Genomic DNA, 16,568 nt, shown 5'->3' with positions numbered 1-16,568 from the left:
AGTCCCGGTGCTGGAAAGCGCCTTCGAGGTGAACCTGCCCAAGATCCAGCGCGCTATCAAGGCCGCTGGGCGGCCGGAGGTCGTTCTGGTTGATGGAGCCGAGCGTACCGTCGCCGTGCTGTCAGAGACGCGCCTGGCGGTCCATCTGGGTGGCCGGGTGTGGTTGGCGGACATTGTGTCCGTGCCGTGCCTAAATGACCGAGTGCGTCCCCTCCTAAAATGTCCCCGCGCGCATGAGGGAAATTTTCAGTCGCTGTACTGGCGCGGTGGGGAGCTGGCGTGCCGGCATTGTCATGCGCTTCGGTATCGGAGTAATCTGGCGTCCACCCCGCTGGAGCGAGCCCGGTTAGCGCGAGCTAAACTTATAGCCCAAATCAGGCCGCTCGATAGCAGTTATTTGTCCGGACGCTTACCACGGGTTTGGCGGAAGCGCCATCTGCGACAGGTTCAACAACTAGGCGAGTTGAGTAAAACTCACTATGCCGCAGTCCGCAATTGGCTCCGCCGTTGATTAAATTGTCGGTGTCGAGGACAGTGCATGAGGTACTTGCCTAAGCACTGTGAGCAGCATAGTGGCGACCAAGGTGTCAGCGCAACAGGTCGGGAAGGTCGTAGAGTAGTTGTAGCGCGTCCGGCCATCCCGCGTCGGCGAACAGGTTAAGAATGGCAACCAGATCTTGGCGTCTGGCCTCATCTTCGAAAATTGCGCGATAGTCGGCAAGGTAGCGTCGTACGATGCCTACGACGACGTCGATGGCAAGCGTTTCGTAGTGATACCCTTCCTGTTCTCCGCGACCAAGCAGGATCGCATGAACAACTCCGAAAACAGCGGATGGATTCGCAGGGATCAGGAACTGATACAACTCGATCAAGTGGTGCAGCGCTTCGGGAGTGCGTGTGTCGGCTAACATGGCGAGCGTACTGGAGTAATCAGTGAGGAACCGAGTCATGGTAGCTGCGTCTCGCAGGCCTGGCCCATCTTCGATGCCATTTTCCCCAAAAGCGCCCGAGCCGAAATAGAACTGGTTCACCGTGTGCAGGATCACAGCTTCCGCCGCTTGGAACTGTGCGATTGCCTGTTGCTTGTCGGTTTCGGACACGGACTCAAGGATAGCTGTCGCATGGGCATCGCTGGCAATCCTAATCGCGGACGAGATAATAAGCTCAACAGCTTGCTGTGCGCGGTCGCTCATGGCCGACGTTTCGGCCTCCGGGGGAGGGGCATAGCGAAGGAATAGCGAGGCGCGTAGCACGCCGATAAGCGCATGGAGCTGATTACTGAAGCGTAAAGGGTCGACAGCCCATTGTGTCAACCAGTCGCGCGCGTAGTCTCGTGCCTGCCCGATGAACAACTGCGCAATCCAATTACCTAGCGCCTCAGAAAGATGATTGCCCCCCGAATTTTCATCGATAAGTCCTTCAGCCCATCGCGTCATAATCATGTTCAGCAATGTCTCGCAGCGTTCAGGGGCAGCATGGCTGAAATGACGTAGGGAACAAAGGAAGGAGGCCAGAACCTCGGCGTTGGTTTCTTGAGCCGCAATTCGTTCCGCCATTTCCCACATGCGTTCGGGCGAGGAATTGCCAATAATGGCGATATCTCCCGCCGCCTGCAAGCGCACTGTCGCCACCGGGTCTTCCAGTACCGCCGCTACCCGATCGAGGATAATAGGATGTGTCGCGGCATTACGTTGCGCAAGGTGCATCCATGCTTGTGCTGCGTCGACGCGTACATCCCACCCATTCCAAAACATGGTCATCATGGCTCCTCGGAAGGCATGGGGTACGGGCTCGATGATAGGCGGTCGAGCATCGAGAACATCATAGCAAGTTCTGGCATCTCGTTCTTTCCGGGCACGTAGTTTTTGCCTGAGGCCACCTGCAAGACCGCGTTTGCCACGTGGCCCCATCCAGAATGACTGATCCGTTCGTGGATTGTGGGGGAAGCGTCGAGCAGTTTCAGCAAGGCGGCTGCCTGTTTCCATAGGACTGCGAGCAGTGAGGCATCGCTGTCGGGCGTCGCCTGCTTGACAAGGGCATTAAGCGATTCCGAGGCATCTAGCACTTGTCGGTCGGGCCCCGCGTCCGTGTTAATGCCGTCGCGGCGTAGCAGTTCCCGAGTTCGCTCATCATGGTTAACTGGTGTTATGAAAGTGTTAATTTTAAATTCATCGCTAGCTGCACTAACGCTGGCTTCGAAGGTGCGGCGTCTTCCGAATAGCCGTTCTGATTGAAGCGATTCTTCAGGCACTGTAGTTAAAATTCGGCCAAGGCTCGCTTGCCAACGATCCAGATCCGCCTTCTCGGCAAACCGAGATTCGTCCAGTGCCATCGTCTCAAAGCGAAGGCGCGCTTCTGACGAACGCGATGGCCAGGCGGCCGCAAAAAACTTGATCGCATCGCGCCGCGTTCCAGGATGTTCAAGTAAGTCTGTGTGTTCAAACAGAGGCCAAAGCAGGTCTCCAACATTGGCAATGCGTTCAGCACCGACGCCAAGAATACGCGCCCAAACTGACGCGGTGGCGTATCCGCGCGATGCTGCTTCGACGCAGGTAGCAAACGTCTCTTTTTCACATCCGCGCAGGAAGACAACAAATTGGTGCAGCAGATCGTCCTTGCGGTTCGATATGCCAGACTGGCTCCAGTCGCTATATTCGTAGACGGCGCCGAGGAGTGTAATTGACGATGTGCCTAGATTGATTTGGCGCCCATCGGGAGCATTGGTGATGCCGCGAACGATGGACTCGCCGATCAACGCGTCAATGAGCGCACGGGTGCCGTGGGCTGGCGATAGCGCAAGTACGTCACTGATTGCTATTGCAAGCAGGTAGCGACTGCTTTCGTAATCCTGCCGCCGGGTGGAAGTGAGGCGGAGGATACGATCGGTTCCCATCGACGAGATGGCGGAGTCTGTGATCGTCTGGCCGTAGAGTGCGGCATAAATTTGCACGGTGAAGTCAGGATCAATACGGGTGATGGCCCTTATCTGCGTGGCAAGCCAGCGTGCCTCGCGATCGGCATTTTGCGAAAAATGGGGCTCGCGCAAAATGCGGTCCAGAAGGGCCCGCGAAGCCCCTGGTGACGAGGAAAAGCTCTTGCCAACAAATTCAATCACTATCGGGGTAATCTGCATCAACTGTGCCGATGGTGTCCATGCCAGTTCTAGCAGCGCGCGCGATGCTTGGCCAAGTACGCCGAAGAGTACGGAATCAGCTAAGTCGCCATGATCGAACAATGCCTTAAGAAGTAGGCGGGCGGGGTCGATTAGCAACCGCTCACGCGTAGACACGAGTGCCTCAGCAAGTCGGGCCCATGCTAATGCAGCAGATTGGGCTGGAGGGCGGCTATCGGCGATGTTCATGGAAGCGAATCGCGTCAGGCGACGCAGCTCGGCTACCAGTGCAGGATCGCTTGGCGTTGAGGCAACACGCGTCATGAGGCCAAGCAGGTCGCCTTGTTCTCGTACATTTTCAACTAAGGTCCGCAACGCGACATTGCCCAGCACCGGGTCGACGTCGCCAGCGAAAAGGCTGGCGGTCAGGCGCCAGATTCGCGGTCGTCTCGCGTCGTCTTCCCGCCAGAGCCGCTCAACTGCAAAACGCAGCGCAGGTGCCAACATTAGAGCGGTTGATGTGTCACAGGCAAGCTGAGCTTTCAAGGCGACCGGATCATCCCAAGCCAGATAAAAACGACCGGCGACATGGTCGAATAACACATGGTGGGCAAAGCTAACTAATTCCCCCGATTCGGCGAGCACACCGCTACCGATCACGATATCGAGGCTATCGTGATTGATTGCAATCTTGCGCACAGAGAGGCGGCGGCCACGTACCATCACGGCGGCTGCCTCGCGTGTAGCAAGCCGCAGCGGTGTGACGGGTAGGCGTTCATCTTCGTATGCGTCTATTAGCCCTGACTGCGTTCCGATCTCGGCGAACGCGGAAGGCTCGGTGCCGTTACCTAGCAACTGCGCAGCAAGCGACAGATTGAATACGTTGCGTAGCAGATCCACGAGTTGTACAGGGGCCGAATCTATCAAACCGGCTAGTGCTTGAGATGCCGTCACTGCTTTCCGAAGGTCTTCATCTGATAGGCGCGGCACGGAAAAATGCCGAACGTTCGCCATTCCTTTGTCCACAGGCTGCAAAACGACAGGTGTTCCAGCGAAGGCTTGACGATAGCGACGCCCATTCTTGAGGTCGAAAGTGCGGATTGATGCGACGACGATCCATGCGCTCGCTAGTCGTTGGAGTACCTGCTCGATGAGCGTTGCGAAGACCGCCTCCGAATGCCCGCCCCGTGCGGCATCGAGGGCGTCGATGAACAGGATCTTGCGGCCCGAGCCGGGGATTGCAGCAAGGGTATCTGGCAGCGTGTGGGCCAGTCCGAGTTCCGACTGAATGTCGGCAGCGATTGTCACGCCAGGAAAGCGATCAACAGACAGGAACACGACAGTATCGCCTGCGGCTGCTAGTGTCGTCGCTGCGTGGACAAGGGCACCGGTCTTGCCTGCACCAGGCTCACCGGTCACCAGCAATGAACCGTCCAGGATCGCTGTGGCGAGATGCTCGCTGCATTCACGCGCGATTGGAATGCCGGTACCGAGAGGTAAAGTGCAATGTACCGCAAGGCGGGTGAGCTCGCTCGCCGTTGCAGCGCATAGCCTAGCGATATCGGCATCGAAGCCAGGTGCCATGATATCGTTATGCCCGCGCTGGCGCAGTGCGCGCAGCAGCCCGTCGCGATCTGCAGGCGCACCGCTGCCGACCAATCCGCGCATGATCCCCTTTAAGTCACGCAGTGGAGCATCGCCAGCAGCGTCATCGCCGTACAAGTGGCGCCCTAAGAGGTGCGATGCTTCGCGCCAATCGCTATCCCCCTCATCCATCGTGAAACGATTAATATGAAAAATGCGTGCGAGATCCGCGAGATCGGCGTCTTGCGGCTCTATGCTACGCAGTTCCCTCCAAGCAGGTGTTGCCGCTGTCTCCAGAAGGTTGAGTGCAGTACGTTCAGCTTGATTACGTTGCCCACGAGTTATCGTCCAGCCACCGCCGTGGTCGAAAGCGCGGCACGCGGTTTCAAGAACGTCGAGCGTCATCGGAGCATCAGCCCGAACAGCCAACACTGCGGCGTTGCTAGTCACGCTGGGCAGGCCGTCGCTTGCCTTTTCCGTTGCGACCCACTTCGCCACTTGTCGAACAGTTTTTGCGAGCGGGGACTCTGTCCCGGTGCCTAGAGTGGCTCTGGTCTTGCATTGGAAATTCAGCGCACCGTCATCCGACTGCGTCACTTCTATGTCGTCGAGGGTATCGCCAGTTTCAAGACGGATGGCAACCGGAAGTGCTTGATTGTTGATGCCGAAGCGTCCGCCGACAGGGAGTCGGACGAGGATATGCACTGCAAGCCAAGTCGCCACATCAGCCTGAAATGCCATGCCGGCCTCTGTGGCACGACCGCCAGCACGCATCCGTTCGGCAGGTGCTGCGGGTGTGGTCACTATCGTCATCAAAAAGCTACCTGTATGGACAGTTTGCAAGCTCAGATTTTAGCATTTCGCACGGGTCAGTTTCTCGATGGCCAGCTTTCTTATCCTTTTCGGCGGTAGTAAATCATTGCCGGCTGAGTCCATCACACTGCCGCATCGTCATGGCTCCATACAGCAAGCGTTTGCTGTGTGCTTACAACAAGAAACTGCGGAGACCGTCGTCTAACGGCTAGTTGCGATCAGTTTTACCCGATTTTTTACCCGAGTACCTCGCAAACCCGTATGAAATCAGGGTTTGCAGATACCTATATTAGGTATATATGAGGTGTAGCTGCTTTAACCGATGGCGTTAGTTGAGTGATGGATGTTGCGATTGTCAGGGGGAATCGGGCTATTGAAATTTCTTTAAGTACCGCGTAGATACCCAACCTTGGAGCACAATGCTGTGCTTCTCATCCGACCAGCGCACCAGAGTCCAACGTCCCTCGACTTGAAGAACTTCAACGACACAAGCGCGTGGTAGTCGTCCCAGTTCTTTTGCGTTCATGCGAGCGGTGGCCCGCACTGGGAGACTGGATTTCGCATCTACGATACGATGACCACTCAGCATTAGCGGCGAGAACCCAAAATTACGCACGGCGGTGTTCACTTGCTTGGGGGCGCTGTTCTGAGACGGCGATGCGGTTGCCAGAGCTTGCTTAATAAAATGGTCAGCAACGGGGGCCAATAGCAACGTCAGGATGGCCAAAATAAATGGGTAGACCCTTGTCCAGAAAATGTCATTTTGCTGGGTATTCGTTGATGAGTGCAGTGCCCGAACGGAATTTTCGATTAACTGAACCAAAGCGTCGCCGTCTTGTGCAGTGCTTCGACTGCTGGCTGCATGCAAGATGGCACTTGGCTCATCTGGATCAATGTTTTCTGTGCCTTCGTCGTGGTGTAACTCGTACTCGGAATGGGCGCGAACAAGTTCCGACATTGACGCAATCAACCTCGAAGCGTTGGTTACGTCGAAGGATTGGATTGCTTCCCCGAGCATGCCTCGCGCCGTCTCGCCGGCCTTGAACTCAGCGGCCAGCTTACTTAGTTGCTCGGCAGCAGACAATCCAGTTATGCCGAATGTAGCCGCGAAAGCGCTGGCTGAGGGGGCCAATGCCGTCGGTGCCTTAAAAGGATTAGCGAATAAACCCATGCTACTGATAGCTGCCTGACGCGCTGCCTCTAAGGCGCCGACAGGCTGTCCTAGTGCTATGCGAGCTGCTGCTTCAGCTTTTAAATGCTCAACATACGCCCCTATCTGGGGAATAGCGGATTTTCCTGTTATCCCCAATGCGGCTGCTAATGCGCTGCCCGGCCGCGCCATGTGCTTGCTAATCGCATCGCCAGCTTTAAGCTGCGCAACCGTTTGCCCGATCTGGTCTGCGGCCGACAATCCCGTTATGCCGAATCCGGCTGCCAACGCGCCGCCAGGAAGGCCGAGCGCCACATGGGCTGCGGTGCCGACTTTGAAATGCTCAGATAATGCGCCAATCTCGCTCCTCATGCCGAGAGTGCGAGCAAAGTCCTCCTGTTGCCTAATTACTCTTAAATGTTGCTCGGCCTCATGGGCGACCTTTAAGTCCGCAGCGACCTTAGCCAACCGTCTGAATTCGTCTTCGGCAAAACTCATCATTTACTCTCCATTGAAGGGCTCAATTTACAACGTTTTCGTCAGCCAAGCTCAGCGTAAAGCACCCGGCATCGTTTTCTGTTGCGTAATACACCCCTTTGAAAAAGGGAGGGCAGGGGGGGGAGGCATGGACGGCGCCACTCTGCTGGAACAAAATATCGTCCTTACCCTCCGAAAATTTTTGAGATTTTGTTGGGGAACGCCATCTCATGGGGAGGAAGTTGGCGGAGCAGATTTGCGGATGCGCTGGCGATGCTGCACTTTTTCGGAACTGTGTGTGAAAAAGCGCATGCAAAAAAAACACGTAGAAAATGCACGCGGGAAAACACGCGCAAAAAAATGCACGTAAAATTTCGCACGTCCGAAAAAAAACACGCCAAAAATTGCGGGCTTTTCTTGACGCATCGGTTGTTGTGGCGCTAAACTCCATCCCACGTCTAAAGCAGACCATTCCAAGCCTTGTCTGAACTAATGAATTTCTGACAACTTAGAAGCTTATGTAGTGCCAAAGAGCTGTATTGGGTGCCAGAGTTCTCCCGTGCAGACGACGCTATGTAAGTCAGGGAACTCAAAAAGTAATGCATGAATACGTGGAATCCCCGCTACACTCTGTGGCGGGGCATTTCCTATATTACTTTCGGCCCTAAGGACTGATTAGCATGGTAGAACTTCCTTTCTATAAGTCGCTGCTCGTCGAGCTGCTGACAGATTTTCCGAATGATTTTGGTGCCCGCCTGAAGCAGCGCTTGAACGCTGCTACTGCTGCGAAAGGCTTGCCTCCACTGAACCCAGTAGATCTGGGCTATCGTAATTTTTCCGATTTCTTAAAAAACGGCACTGACGGTACCGTCAAGGTCGATCGCCAGGCTGGCGATAGTGACGTGCGTGTGTCGCTCTCTAATGCGCCGGATGTGGCGCAGGTACAAAAAAAATTGCAGGCGACCCGCGATGAACAGAAAAAGCGTTTACCAGCGGCTCGCAGCGATGTTTGGCAGGCGTTTTGCAACCCGGATGGTGCGCGTAAGCGTTTCCTGAATAAGAGTACCGGTCAAGTTCAGCATTTTCTGGCTACTTCGGGGGTGCCGGACGAAATCCGCGACCAGCCGCAGCAGTTCGCCGAAATCACGCCGATTGACGGCTCCACACAGTTGGGCTGGATGAAGGATTTTATTGCGACAGTGGCCTTACTTAGTGGTGATAAGGTAACCCTTACTGCATTGCTCGATAAACCGTATTCCAGTGACCTCAACGTCGAGTTCACGAAGATGTTAGGCGGGCATGCAAAGTCGTGGAAGCATTTCCGCACCGCGAAGGTTTTCATGGTCATTGAGCGCTGGGCGGATGCGCAGAATTACCCAATGGATAAGCTGTGCTTGCCGGAGAAGGTGCATAGCGAGAAACAGCCTATGCCGCCCACCTGCGCTTGGGCACCTGATCTCACGCCGCGCAAGAAGGTGGATCAACTGTTGGGAATGCTGTCGGACAAGGATATCGCGCGAATGGTACTTCCACACGTTCTCGATGCAATCCTGGTAACTACTCAACGCTAATCCTGGCCTTGGGGCGAATTATGAGCCAGGTATTCATCATGGGCATGCCTGCGAAGCTACGCGCACGCTTTGTACAGGCTGCGGGCCCGCAGGAGATCGAAGTGACCTGTGTTCTTGCTGATACCAATCCGCAAGGCGTTCTGCAATTGCGCCCATTCCCCAAGCAGGCGACCGCAGACCTCCGTAACTACCTCGACGATCTGGAAGACCTGGCTGACGCCTACGTTTTGTTGCTACCTTATACGGAACGCCCGCCGAATGTTGATGATCTGCTTTGCCAGATAGAGGAGGCAGGTGGCGAAGTTGTTGAGCCCATGAATGGTGAGCAAGGCTGGCCAAAACTGCTGCCACGTCGCCCACTGACTGCGGAATTTAATGACGCGCTATTCGGCCAACTCTGCGAAACGGTATTCGCGCAGGACGACGCTGCTACGCCCGTGCCTTCGATAAGTTTGCGGTCTGCGCGAGATCGGCACCCTAAACTGCTGGTGGCTGAAAGTGCATTCAATGTGTGTGACGAAATTGCGCCACTCCGCCATGCTTTCGTAGCGGAAGCGATGGATGCTTTTGTGTTGTTTCTTCAGCAAGATGGTGCCGTCGGACGTATCGATTCCTTCTTGCGTGGGCGCGGATTGCGACACGCCCAAACTGGTGGTTCGGTGGTCACGGTGAAGGTATTCGCTGGTCAGCGAGAAATAAAAACGTTTGACACTGAAACGCACGTAAAGCAAGGAGACGGGACGACTGTGCAAGCTGCGGCGCGAATTTACTACTGCACATTCAAAGAGAACGGTGTGCTCTATCTGGCCGTGCTATATGCGGGACCGCACCCAGACGGTGCAATGACGTGCAAGATTCAGATCGATACATGAGCTATTTAATGGGGGGGGGGCGAAACGTCCCCCCACCCGTCTCTGTGCAAAGCAACGACCTAACCCTCCTGAATTTTCTCACGGCCTACATGACTTTTTTTTGCAGACTGCGAAGTCGAATCGCTGATGGGGGAGCAGCATGAAAGCGTCATCCACTCCTTCCATCAACGCCAATGAAACTTAAACTCTTTAGCCGTCGCATGGCGGCGCATGACTCCAATGCAACGCCTGCTGACGGTGCCGTCCACGCTGACCAAATTCAACCAAGTATCGTGCCGGCCTACATGGCAGCGACGGGATTGGATGTGGCGGTCAAGAGGGTGATGGATAAACTGGATCGCATCGAGGCGCTGGTTGATGCGTTGCCATCCAGCCGTAGTGATTCATCCGCAGCCACTGCCGCTGGCGCGCAGGCTGTTATATCCTGATGTAGTCCGTAACGAGGCTGCCGGCCCAAGCGGAGCACTCAGCGACCGGGAGGCGACCGTATGTGTTTCAGCGCGCAGGTTTGGGGGACTGCCAAGGCGCCTGCTGGGCGCGAATCACGCCGAACTGTTGTTCGTTCTCCTGGTCGAGGCATTCTGTATCAAAGTCAGCACCAGTACGCCAAAGCGGTAGATGCTCTTCAGCGCGCGCTGGCGTTGCGCTGGCTATGCCGGCAGCTCGGTCGCCGAGGTGATGCAGGAACTGAGCGAGGACCACCGCCTGCAAGATCAGGATGGGCACGCCACGCCATTGTTGCAGCAGGCGCTGGAGATCCGCACGCGAAATGCAGCGAACATCGTCCGGAACTCAAAGCCCACCCGCCGGCGCTGGCCGAACTGCAGCTCAAGCCAAGTCAGGCCGGCCCCTTACCTATATTTGAAATGAAAGGAACAGATGTCTCACCTCACCCGTATGGCTTTTTGTGGACTGCGTACACTAAAACCGTTGGCTGTCAGACGAACCCAGTTTGGTAGCAGTAATCTTTTTGCCTGGCAGGAGCGGCCCGATTGGTATCCGCTCAAGAAAATCAATATTTTTACCGGCCCCAACGGAGCGGGTAAATCTACCGTGCTGGATCTGATTTCCGTGCTTGCACAGCCCGGGCGGCTGGCGACGCTGGCGAGGGAAAATCGTAATTCGGAATCGGCGGCCGCCTTCATGCTGGATTTCGATAACCAGGTGCGCCTGCGGGTGCAGGTCGATCCGGTCGCTAACGGTGCCTATCCAAGCGACAGCAATATCGCTCAGCAGATCAATGGCCAATATCTTGTGGCGCGTATTGTGACGCTCGATGAGCGGGAACTCGAAGACCGTAAGCTGGGCGGACTAAACCGCAACATCAGCAAGATCGACATTGCCGCAGACACCCAGCGATATTTGGCGGCTGATTTTCGGCAAACGGCGTGTCAGGTTCATCGCTGGGATGGCATTGACCGACTGGCGGCGGATGATGTGGTCAGCATACTCAACGATGCCAGGACGTTGCTGCCTGGACTGATTTCCGCGCCCGGCGTGGCCGACACAGAAGGATTGGGCGCGCTGAACTTCGCCCATCGGCAAAAAACGCCGTTTCATGTGCTGGAGCAGGACGATAGCCGTGTTGGCGTTTGGCTGGCGGATGATCAGGCCCAGTTCAACAATGTGCTGATCTCGACCTTGCCATCCGGCTGGCTTCAACTTGTGTCGATCCTTAGCTGGCTGAGGAATTTGCCGGACGGTTCGGTGGCGGTGTTGGATGAACCGGAGACCCATTTGCATCCTAGGCTGCAACGGCATCTGGCGGAAAAAATGAGTCAGATGGTGAGCGAAAAAAGTTTGCAGCTGTTTATCGCGACCCATGCACCAACGCTGCAAAACCCGGTCATCTGGACAAAAAACCAAGACCATGTCGCCATCTTGGAAGCCGATGGCGCGAGCCTGCACGCTGAGCCGAATGTGTGGCGTCTGCTGGACGCCTTGGGCGTGCGCAATTCCGACCTTGCGCAGAGCAATGGCGTGATCTGGGTGGAGGGACCGAGCGACCGTGTCTACATCAAGCACTGGTTAAGCCTTTGGTGCCGGGAACAGGGGGGCGCGGTACGAGAACCGGTCGAAAATGCCGACTACTCATTTGCCTTTTATGGCGGCTCCATACTGTCGCACTATAGCGCCGACGATTCGGATGGCCAGTTCATTGACCTGTTGCGCATCAACCGCAACGCAGCCCTCTTCATGGACCGCGATCACGATTTTGAAAAGCTAGCCGACGGCACGTTCCAGTGCCTGAATCTGAATTCGGCGAAACAGCGGGTCGCGCGGGAATTCGAGCGTGTTGTGGGCAGCCGCGGCAAATATTGGATCACCGACAAATACACGATCGAATCGTATCTGCCGGCCACTTTCATCAAAGAAAAATTTGAGGTCAAGGGTGAGCGTTTGTTGCCTTTGTCAGGCTCAAAGGCCGACGTCAGCGCTGCCTATGTCAAAGCTCATAGAAGCTACGACACCGCGCTCGGCTGGCCGGATCTGGTCTGGCCAAAAATTTCGCAACTGCATGCGCTGATCATGCGCTGGAACGCGTAAGCACGTCACACTGGATCTCGGCCATTGCCCTGTAAGGTCATGGCAGTGGCCGGTCAGGCCGACCAGTTCTCAGCGGGATCTAACTTGCCCTGTAACGCCTCCACGCCTCGTTTGATGCAGTGATGGCCAAGTTCGACCGGCACGAGGCGTTTGTCGATGCGCTGCCCAGCAAGACATTCCGCTGACGCTACGCTAATCCTGCATGATCTGCAGCGGAGGCAGCAATATCGCCAGCCCGCTGGACTTGATGGGCGGACAGGAGGCAAGCCATATGTTTCAGCGGTCAAGTTTGGCGGACTGTCCCACTGGAAATCGCATGGTTTATGTTACGTAGACATAAGCTTAGCGTGTTCAGTCGTCGTCTTTCAGCAATTTGTAAAGAGGTACGCGCAACGGCTTACAGCCCCAATCCGCAACAAGGTCTTCGAGAGCATTGAGACGCTTAACATCGTCAATTCGCTGAGGCCCATCGAGAATCTTGCGGCGAAGGGTATCGCATTCGTCCGTGCGCTCCGCCTCGTCCGGCATGGGGCGGCCAATGCTAAAGATGTGTGTTAAACGTGTCTTTGTCACCATAGACGAGCACCAAGAAGTGGCTAATTTAGGATGCTCAGGTCGCTTATCTGCGCCTGAGCAAGCCGCTGTACTTTACTGGCTCTGGTCTCAGAATATCCGTCAGGCTCCACGGCTTTCAATACGGCCACGGCCTCGTCAAATCGGCCCAGCTGACGCAGTAGTTCACCGCGCATCACCTGCTCGCCGGAGTCGTGTTCAATCAGCTGTAGAAGGCGTAGAGTGTTTTCATGGGCCACGTCGACGCTAACGGTGGGCAGAGCCACTGCGCCCACCTTCCGCGCCCGCAGATGCCCACCAGAGCCGACACCTAAGGTGAACTTCGCGATCTCGCTCTCCATCCTGTAGGGCAGCAAGCGCCTCGATAAAATCCTCGGCGTGCACCAGCCCATCGATGCGTTCAGCCTGCTGGATGGCCGGCGGAAGGGTATTCCATTCTCGTTCCTCTTCGAGTCTGCCGCTACGGTCGCCTGTAATGTAGTGCCACGCGCGCGCAACAGCGCCGATGGGGCGTGGCGCTGATGGTGCCTCCATGACTACCTTAGCGTCGTCGATCCAGACGACGCCCGAGCACGCTGGACAGCGGCCGACGTGACCACTGGCTCCTGCCCACCACTGCCCGCACTTTCCATCAGACCACTCTGGAACGTCATCCTCGAAGTGCAGGGAAATAAGCGCGTAGCGTTTGAAGTAGCCAGCGCAGGTTGGGCATTGGTGGAGGTCGGGAGGTGCGAAGCGGGTCATATCGGCGTGTCTACCGCACTGCTAACCGCTGGGAGAGTTGGCGTACATGGCATGGACAAATACGGTGCCTGCCTCTCCAGCAGCTTTATCGCATTGCCCGCTACCAACAGCGGAGATCCATCGGGAAAGCGCTGCGAGGTGGGCGTAGCGGGTGCCTGCGGGAGTGGTGGGGCTGCCATAGGGCTTCCCGTTGTCAGTGCACTTTAATGTTCATTAGGGCGTACAGGTCGGGTTCAGCGCTGGCAGTAACCAGACCGAGATCTACCAATTTCGCGGCAATGTCTGGATCGGCGATGAAGACCTCGCGCTGCATCGGCTCCGCATTCGCAAGCACGTCGATCAAGGCGCCACTCACGGCCTTGTCGATGGAGAGCAGCTTGTTCAAGGATGACAGCGGGATTGTGTACGCGGGTTCTTGTTGGTTTGCGCGGTGCTTAGTCCACGACATGAGCGCAAGCTGAAATTCGGCCAGCCCCATAGGTTTCCCATCGCTTCGCTCCGCGCTCCAGGTATAGTGATTTGCTCGCAAATCAGCTAGTTGGTGCGACTCTCCCGGAATCTCGATCGTCATCACCTTAGACTTGGCACGGCGTCGGACCATCAGATATGCCGCAGGTGTGCGATTAGCGATGCAGTCGATCTCGAACCGGGTGAGCTCACCGGCATCTCCGTGTAGCGTCACCAAGTAGCCGTCCTTTGGTGGAACGAGTTCATCAGGATCGGGCGCGAACTGGAAGTCGAAAGATAGGGTGGGCATTGGTGGTCTCCAAAAACTGGAAAGTGGCCGCGTTCGCAACGCGATGAGCGGCCGGGGAATTTTACACGCAAGAGAATTGCAAGGTGGTCTGTGGGAACTGGCCGAAGGAGCGCGGCACATCGTTCTCCTTGATGATCTGCATGGTCTTGCCCTGTCCAGCGCAGAAGGCACCAGCCTCTTGGAACGCCTTCGCCTTGATCGCGCCGAGGGAAGCGGCTGGGCCGTTGTCTTCGCGGGAGATCATGTACTGGTCCTTGCCGGCGGAGATCACGCCGGTGGAGGATGCGCAGCCGGTGAGGATCAGGATGGCGATGAGAGCGCTTTTTTTCATGTTCTGTTTTCTTGGTAGTGGGTGGTGAAAGAAGTGTAGATTCTACGTTTATCGTAGAGAAAAATACAAGTAGATCTACGATTATCGGAGGATGACAAGCCGTAAGCCATCTGATCGGGGACTTTTTGGCCGCCGATTGCGGCAGGCCCGGCTGCGTGCCGACTTGCCGCAGGATCAGCTTGGTGTTCTGGCTGGGTTGGAAGAATCGTCAAGCAGTGCGCGGATCAGCCGCTATGAAAGTGGTATCCATGAGCCGCCAGTCCGCTTTGCAGAGTCATTGGCGAAGGTGCTGGGGGTGTCCGCCGCATTCTTCTATTGCGCCGATGACCGTCTTGCAGAAATCATCCTGCTCTACGCTGATATGTCTGAATCTAAACGGCGTTTGGCTTTGGAGTCGGCGCAGAAAATTGCAGCCTGACGCGACACATAGCATCGGCGCCAGGATTAAGGAAGGAGTTAAGCGGCGAGTTGATCGTGCGCGGAGCCCGAATCGGTGGCTGGCGTAGCGCATTGCAGCGCGCAGTAAGTAGCCCAGTCTGCCATGAGTTGCCTGCGCTTCTCAAAGAGGTCGCTGCGGAAATAGGCTGCCTCCGTCGCATCCTTGCCGGATACGTGCGCCAGTGCCGCCTCACACACTTCACGGGGGTATGCCGTTTGTTCAGCCGCCCAGTCCCGGAAGGTGGAGCGGAAGCCGTGGACTGTGAATTCATGCCCCAGCCGCCGCAGGGCCATAGTAAAGGTCATGTCGCTGTACTGTCGGCCTTTGTCGTTCGGAAATACCAGTTCATCGTGCAGCCTCTCTTGCCCTTTAAGTAGCTTCAAGGCGCGCGGCGACAGTGGCACGCGATGCTCTTTTGATGCCTTCATTCGCTCGGCAGGGATCACCCAGCGCTGATTCTCGAAGTCGATTTCCGCCCAAGTCGCGCCGCGAGCTTCCCCAGATCGGCACGCAGTCAGGATGATGAACTCCATCGCTGCCTTGACCCCGGCACCGACGCTGGCAGAGGAGATCGACGCAATAGTGGCCGCAATTTTCGGGTAGGGGCATGCCGCAAAGTGCGTGGACTTCTTGATATCCTTGGTTTTGGGTAGTGCGCGGCCAATCTGGTCCCAGAGGTGTGGGTCGTGATTTTTTCGATAGTCCCGCGCTGCGGCCCAATCAAGCACGGCCCTGATGCGTTGGCGAACTCGGGATGCGGTTTCAGCCTTTGTGGCCCAGATCGGCTCCAGTGAGCGGAGTACGTCGGCCTTGGATACGTCAGAGACGTCCCGGTCGCCAAAGATAGGGTATGCGTAGGTCTTCAGCGTGTTGATCCACTGGTCGGCGTGTTTCGTGTTTTTCCAGCCGTCTGCGTGCAGCTTGTGGTACTCGGCCGCGCACTCTGCGAAGGTGCGCCGCTGTGCGGTTGCTACCCGGAGTTGGATGCGTTCATTGGCACGATGTTCGATGGGGTCAACGCCGGCATCTAATTGTTGGCGGCATTTTCTGGCCTGCTCTCTGGCTTCCGCCAGGCTGTAGGTCGTAATCGACCCGAGGCCCATTTCTCGCGCCTTGCCGTGCAGTGTGTACCGGAAAACCCAAGATTTGCTTCCGGCCTTCTGTTTGCCGTCCACTTCATGGGGCTTGCCAACCTGCAAGTACAGCCCATTACCATCGGCGTAGTAGCCACGTGTTTTTTTTGCATTTACCGCTACTGCGGTCAAGCGCTCAACCTGTCTTTTACCCACGTATCTACCCATGTATTTGGTCTGGATTGCAGTGTATCAAGTTGGACGTTGTTGGACAAGGTAATTAAATTATTCGTTTAAAAACAATGATTTATATTTTAACTTTGGATCTCGGTAGACCTTGGTAGACAGTGGTTCTAAAGACCCTCTCTCCGCCAGGATACAATGTAAAAAAGGCCACCTTCGGGTGGCCTTTTTGCATTTTCTCTGTAGCAAAAGAAGCAAGCCCTACGCGGGCTTGCGGGGAACGCTGTTATTCGTAAGAATTTTGTCCGAATGTCGGCACTGACCCTAATGCCGTTAAGTTAA

The 16,568-nt window shown here is 56.1% G+C and carries 13 protein-coding genes; 5 read left to right on the top strand and 8 right to left on the bottom strand.

The annotated features are described in order from the left end of the window. Positions 1-587 precede the first annotated feature (587 nt). The 3 genes from BLS51_RS22210 to BLS51_RS22200 all read right to left on the bottom strand — a co-directional run bounded on the left by BLS51_RS22210 (position 588) and on the right by BLS51_RS22200 (position 7,160). Positions 588-1,763, bottom strand: a complete 1,176-nt coding sequence (locus BLS51_RS22210; RefSeq protein ID WP_139168761.1) for a hypothetical protein — start codon at positions 1,761-1,763, stop codon at positions 588-590. Continuing rightward, positions 1,760-5,509 (bottom strand): NACHT domain-containing protein, encoded by a 3,750-nt coding sequence (locus tag BLS51_RS22205; protein ID WP_139168760.1) that lies wholly within the window; start codon positions 5,507-5,509, stop codon positions 1,760-1,762. Before BLS51_RS22205 ends, BLS51_RS22210 begins: the two co-directional genes overlap by 4 nt. 370 nt (positions 5,510-5,879) lie before the next feature. Beyond that, positions 5,880-7,160: an SH3 domain-containing protein gene (locus tag BLS51_RS22200; protein ID WP_090189654.1), complete on the bottom strand. Its 1,281-nt coding sequence runs from the start codon at positions 7,158-7,160 to the stop codon at positions 5,880-5,882. 656 nt (positions 7,161-7,816) lie between these two features. Here BLS51_RS22200 and BLS51_RS22195 point away from each other — a divergent pair. From BLS51_RS22195 to BLS51_RS22185, 3 genes are all read left to right on the top strand, one after another. Beyond that, complete coding sequence (locus BLS51_RS22195; protein ID WP_090189655.1) at positions 7,817-8,707, top strand: hypothetical protein; 891 nt, start codon at positions 7,817-7,819, stop codon at positions 8,705-8,707. Between the two features lie 20 nt (positions 8,708-8,727). Then, a complete protein-coding gene (locus BLS51_RS22190; protein WP_090285819.1) occupies positions 8,728-9,579 on the top strand; it encodes a hypothetical protein in 852 nt (283 codons plus the stop codon). Between the two features lie 173 nt (positions 9,580-9,752). Beyond that, the gene (locus BLS51_RS22185; RefSeq protein WP_090189660.1) at positions 9,753-10,007 is read left to right on the top strand and encodes a hypothetical protein; all 255 of its coding nucleotides are present in this window, start codon (positions 9,753-9,755) and stop codon (positions 10,005-10,007) included. A gap of 67 nt (positions 10,008-10,074) precedes the next feature. On the opposite strand, the gene BLS51_RS29540 is transcribed toward BLS51_RS22185, so the two are convergent. Then, positions 10,075-10,305: a hypothetical protein gene (locus BLS51_RS29540; RefSeq protein ID WP_090189662.1), complete on the bottom strand. Its 231-nt coding sequence runs from the start codon at positions 10,303-10,305 to the stop codon at positions 10,075-10,077. Positions 10,306-10,458: 153 nt separating this feature from the next. On the opposite strand from BLS51_RS29540, the gene BLS51_RS22175 reads away from it, so the two are divergent. After that, complete coding sequence (locus tag BLS51_RS22175) at positions 10,459-12,126, top strand: AAA family ATPase (RefSeq protein ID WP_090189664.1); 1,668 nt, start codon at positions 10,459-10,461, stop codon at positions 12,124-12,126. A 596-nt stretch (positions 12,127-12,722) separates the two neighbouring features. Here the strand turns inward: BLS51_RS22175 and BLS51_RS22165 are convergent. The 3 genes from BLS51_RS22165 to BLS51_RS22155 all read right to left on the bottom strand — a co-directional run bounded on the left by BLS51_RS22165 (position 12,723) and on the right by BLS51_RS22155 (position 14,531). After that, positions 12,723-13,040: a hypothetical protein gene (locus tag BLS51_RS22165; RefSeq protein ID WP_139168759.1), complete on the bottom strand. Its 318-nt coding sequence runs from the start codon at positions 13,038-13,040 to the stop codon at positions 12,723-12,725. 596 nt (positions 13,041-13,636) lie between these two features. Continuing rightward, positions 13,637-14,200, bottom strand: a complete 564-nt coding sequence (locus BLS51_RS22160; protein ID WP_090189671.1) for a hypothetical protein — start codon at positions 14,198-14,200, stop codon at positions 13,637-13,639. Positions 14,201-14,261: 61 nt separating this feature from the next. Continuing rightward, the gene (locus BLS51_RS22155) at positions 14,262-14,531 is read right to left on the bottom strand and encodes a hypothetical protein (RefSeq protein ID WP_090189674.1); all 270 of its coding nucleotides are present in this window, start codon (positions 14,529-14,531) and stop codon (positions 14,262-14,264) included. Positions 14,532-14,622: 91 nt separating this feature from the next. On the opposite strand from BLS51_RS22155, the gene BLS51_RS22150 reads away from it, so the two are divergent. After that, positions 14,623-14,949 (top strand): helix-turn-helix domain-containing protein, encoded by a 327-nt coding sequence (locus tag BLS51_RS22150; protein ID WP_090189676.1) that lies wholly within the window; start codon positions 14,623-14,625, stop codon positions 14,947-14,949. 38 nt (positions 14,950-14,987) lie between these two features. Here BLS51_RS22150 and BLS51_RS22145 read toward each other — a convergent pair whose 3' ends face one another. Continuing rightward, entirely contained in the window at positions 14,988-16,235 is a 1,248-nt protein-coding gene (locus BLS51_RS22145) for a tyrosine-type recombinase/integrase (protein WP_229207718.1), read from the bottom strand. Between the last annotated feature and the right edge of the window lie 333 nt (positions 16,236-16,568).

It is taken from the genome of Duganella sp. OV510 (assembly GCF_900100205.1).
Lineage (GTDB): Bacteria > Pseudomonadota > Gammaproteobacteria > Burkholderiales > Burkholderiaceae_D > Rugamonas.
The sequence above is the reverse complement of the archived record's forward strand: the minus strand, read 5'-3'. Positions and strand labels throughout refer to the sequence as shown.

What these genes read in the sequence shown, in the direction of transcription:
- BLS51_RS22155 (WP_090189674.1), bottom strand. Translation starts at nt 14,531, where the DNA reads ATGAAAAAAAGCGCTCTCATCGCCATCCTGATCCTCACCGGCTGCGCA.
- BLS51_RS22160 (WP_090189671.1), bottom strand. Translation starts at nt 14,200, where the DNA reads ATGCCCACCCTATCTTTCGACTTCCAGTTCGCGCCCGATCCTGATGAA.
- BLS51_RS22185 (WP_090189660.1), top strand. Translation starts at nt 9,753, where the DNA reads ATGAAACTTAAACTCTTTAGCCGTCGCATGGCGGCGCATGACTCCAAT.
- BLS51_RS22190 (WP_090285819.1), top strand. Translation starts at nt 8,728, where the DNA reads ATGAGCCAGGTATTCATCATGGGCATGCCTGCGAAGCTACGCGCACGC.
- BLS51_RS22210 (WP_139168761.1), bottom strand. Translation starts at nt 1,763, where the DNA reads ATGATGACCATGTTTTGGAATGGGTGGGATGTACGCGTCGACGCAGCA.
- BLS51_RS22200 (WP_090189654.1), bottom strand. Translation starts at nt 7,160, where the DNA reads ATGATGAGTTTTGCCGAAGACGAATTCAGACGGTTGGCTAAGGTCGCT.
- BLS51_RS22195 (WP_090189655.1), top strand. Translation starts at nt 7,817, where the DNA reads ATGGTAGAACTTCCTTTCTATAAGTCGCTGCTCGTCGAGCTGCTGACA.
- BLS51_RS22205 (WP_139168760.1), bottom strand. Translation starts at nt 5,509, where the DNA reads ATGACGATAGTGACCACACCCGCAGCACCTGCCGAACGGATGCGTGCT.
- BLS51_RS22150 (WP_090189676.1), top strand. Translation starts at nt 14,623, where the DNA reads ATGACAAGCCGTAAGCCATCTGATCGGGGACTTTTTGGCCGCCGATTG.
- BLS51_RS22175 (WP_090189664.1), top strand. Translation starts at nt 10,459, where the DNA reads ATGTCTCACCTCACCCGTATGGCTTTTTGTGGACTGCGTACACTAAAA.
- BLS51_RS22165 (WP_139168759.1), bottom strand. Translation starts at nt 13,040, where the DNA reads ATGGAGAGCGAGATCGCGAAGTTCACCTTAGGTGTCGGCTCTGGTGGG.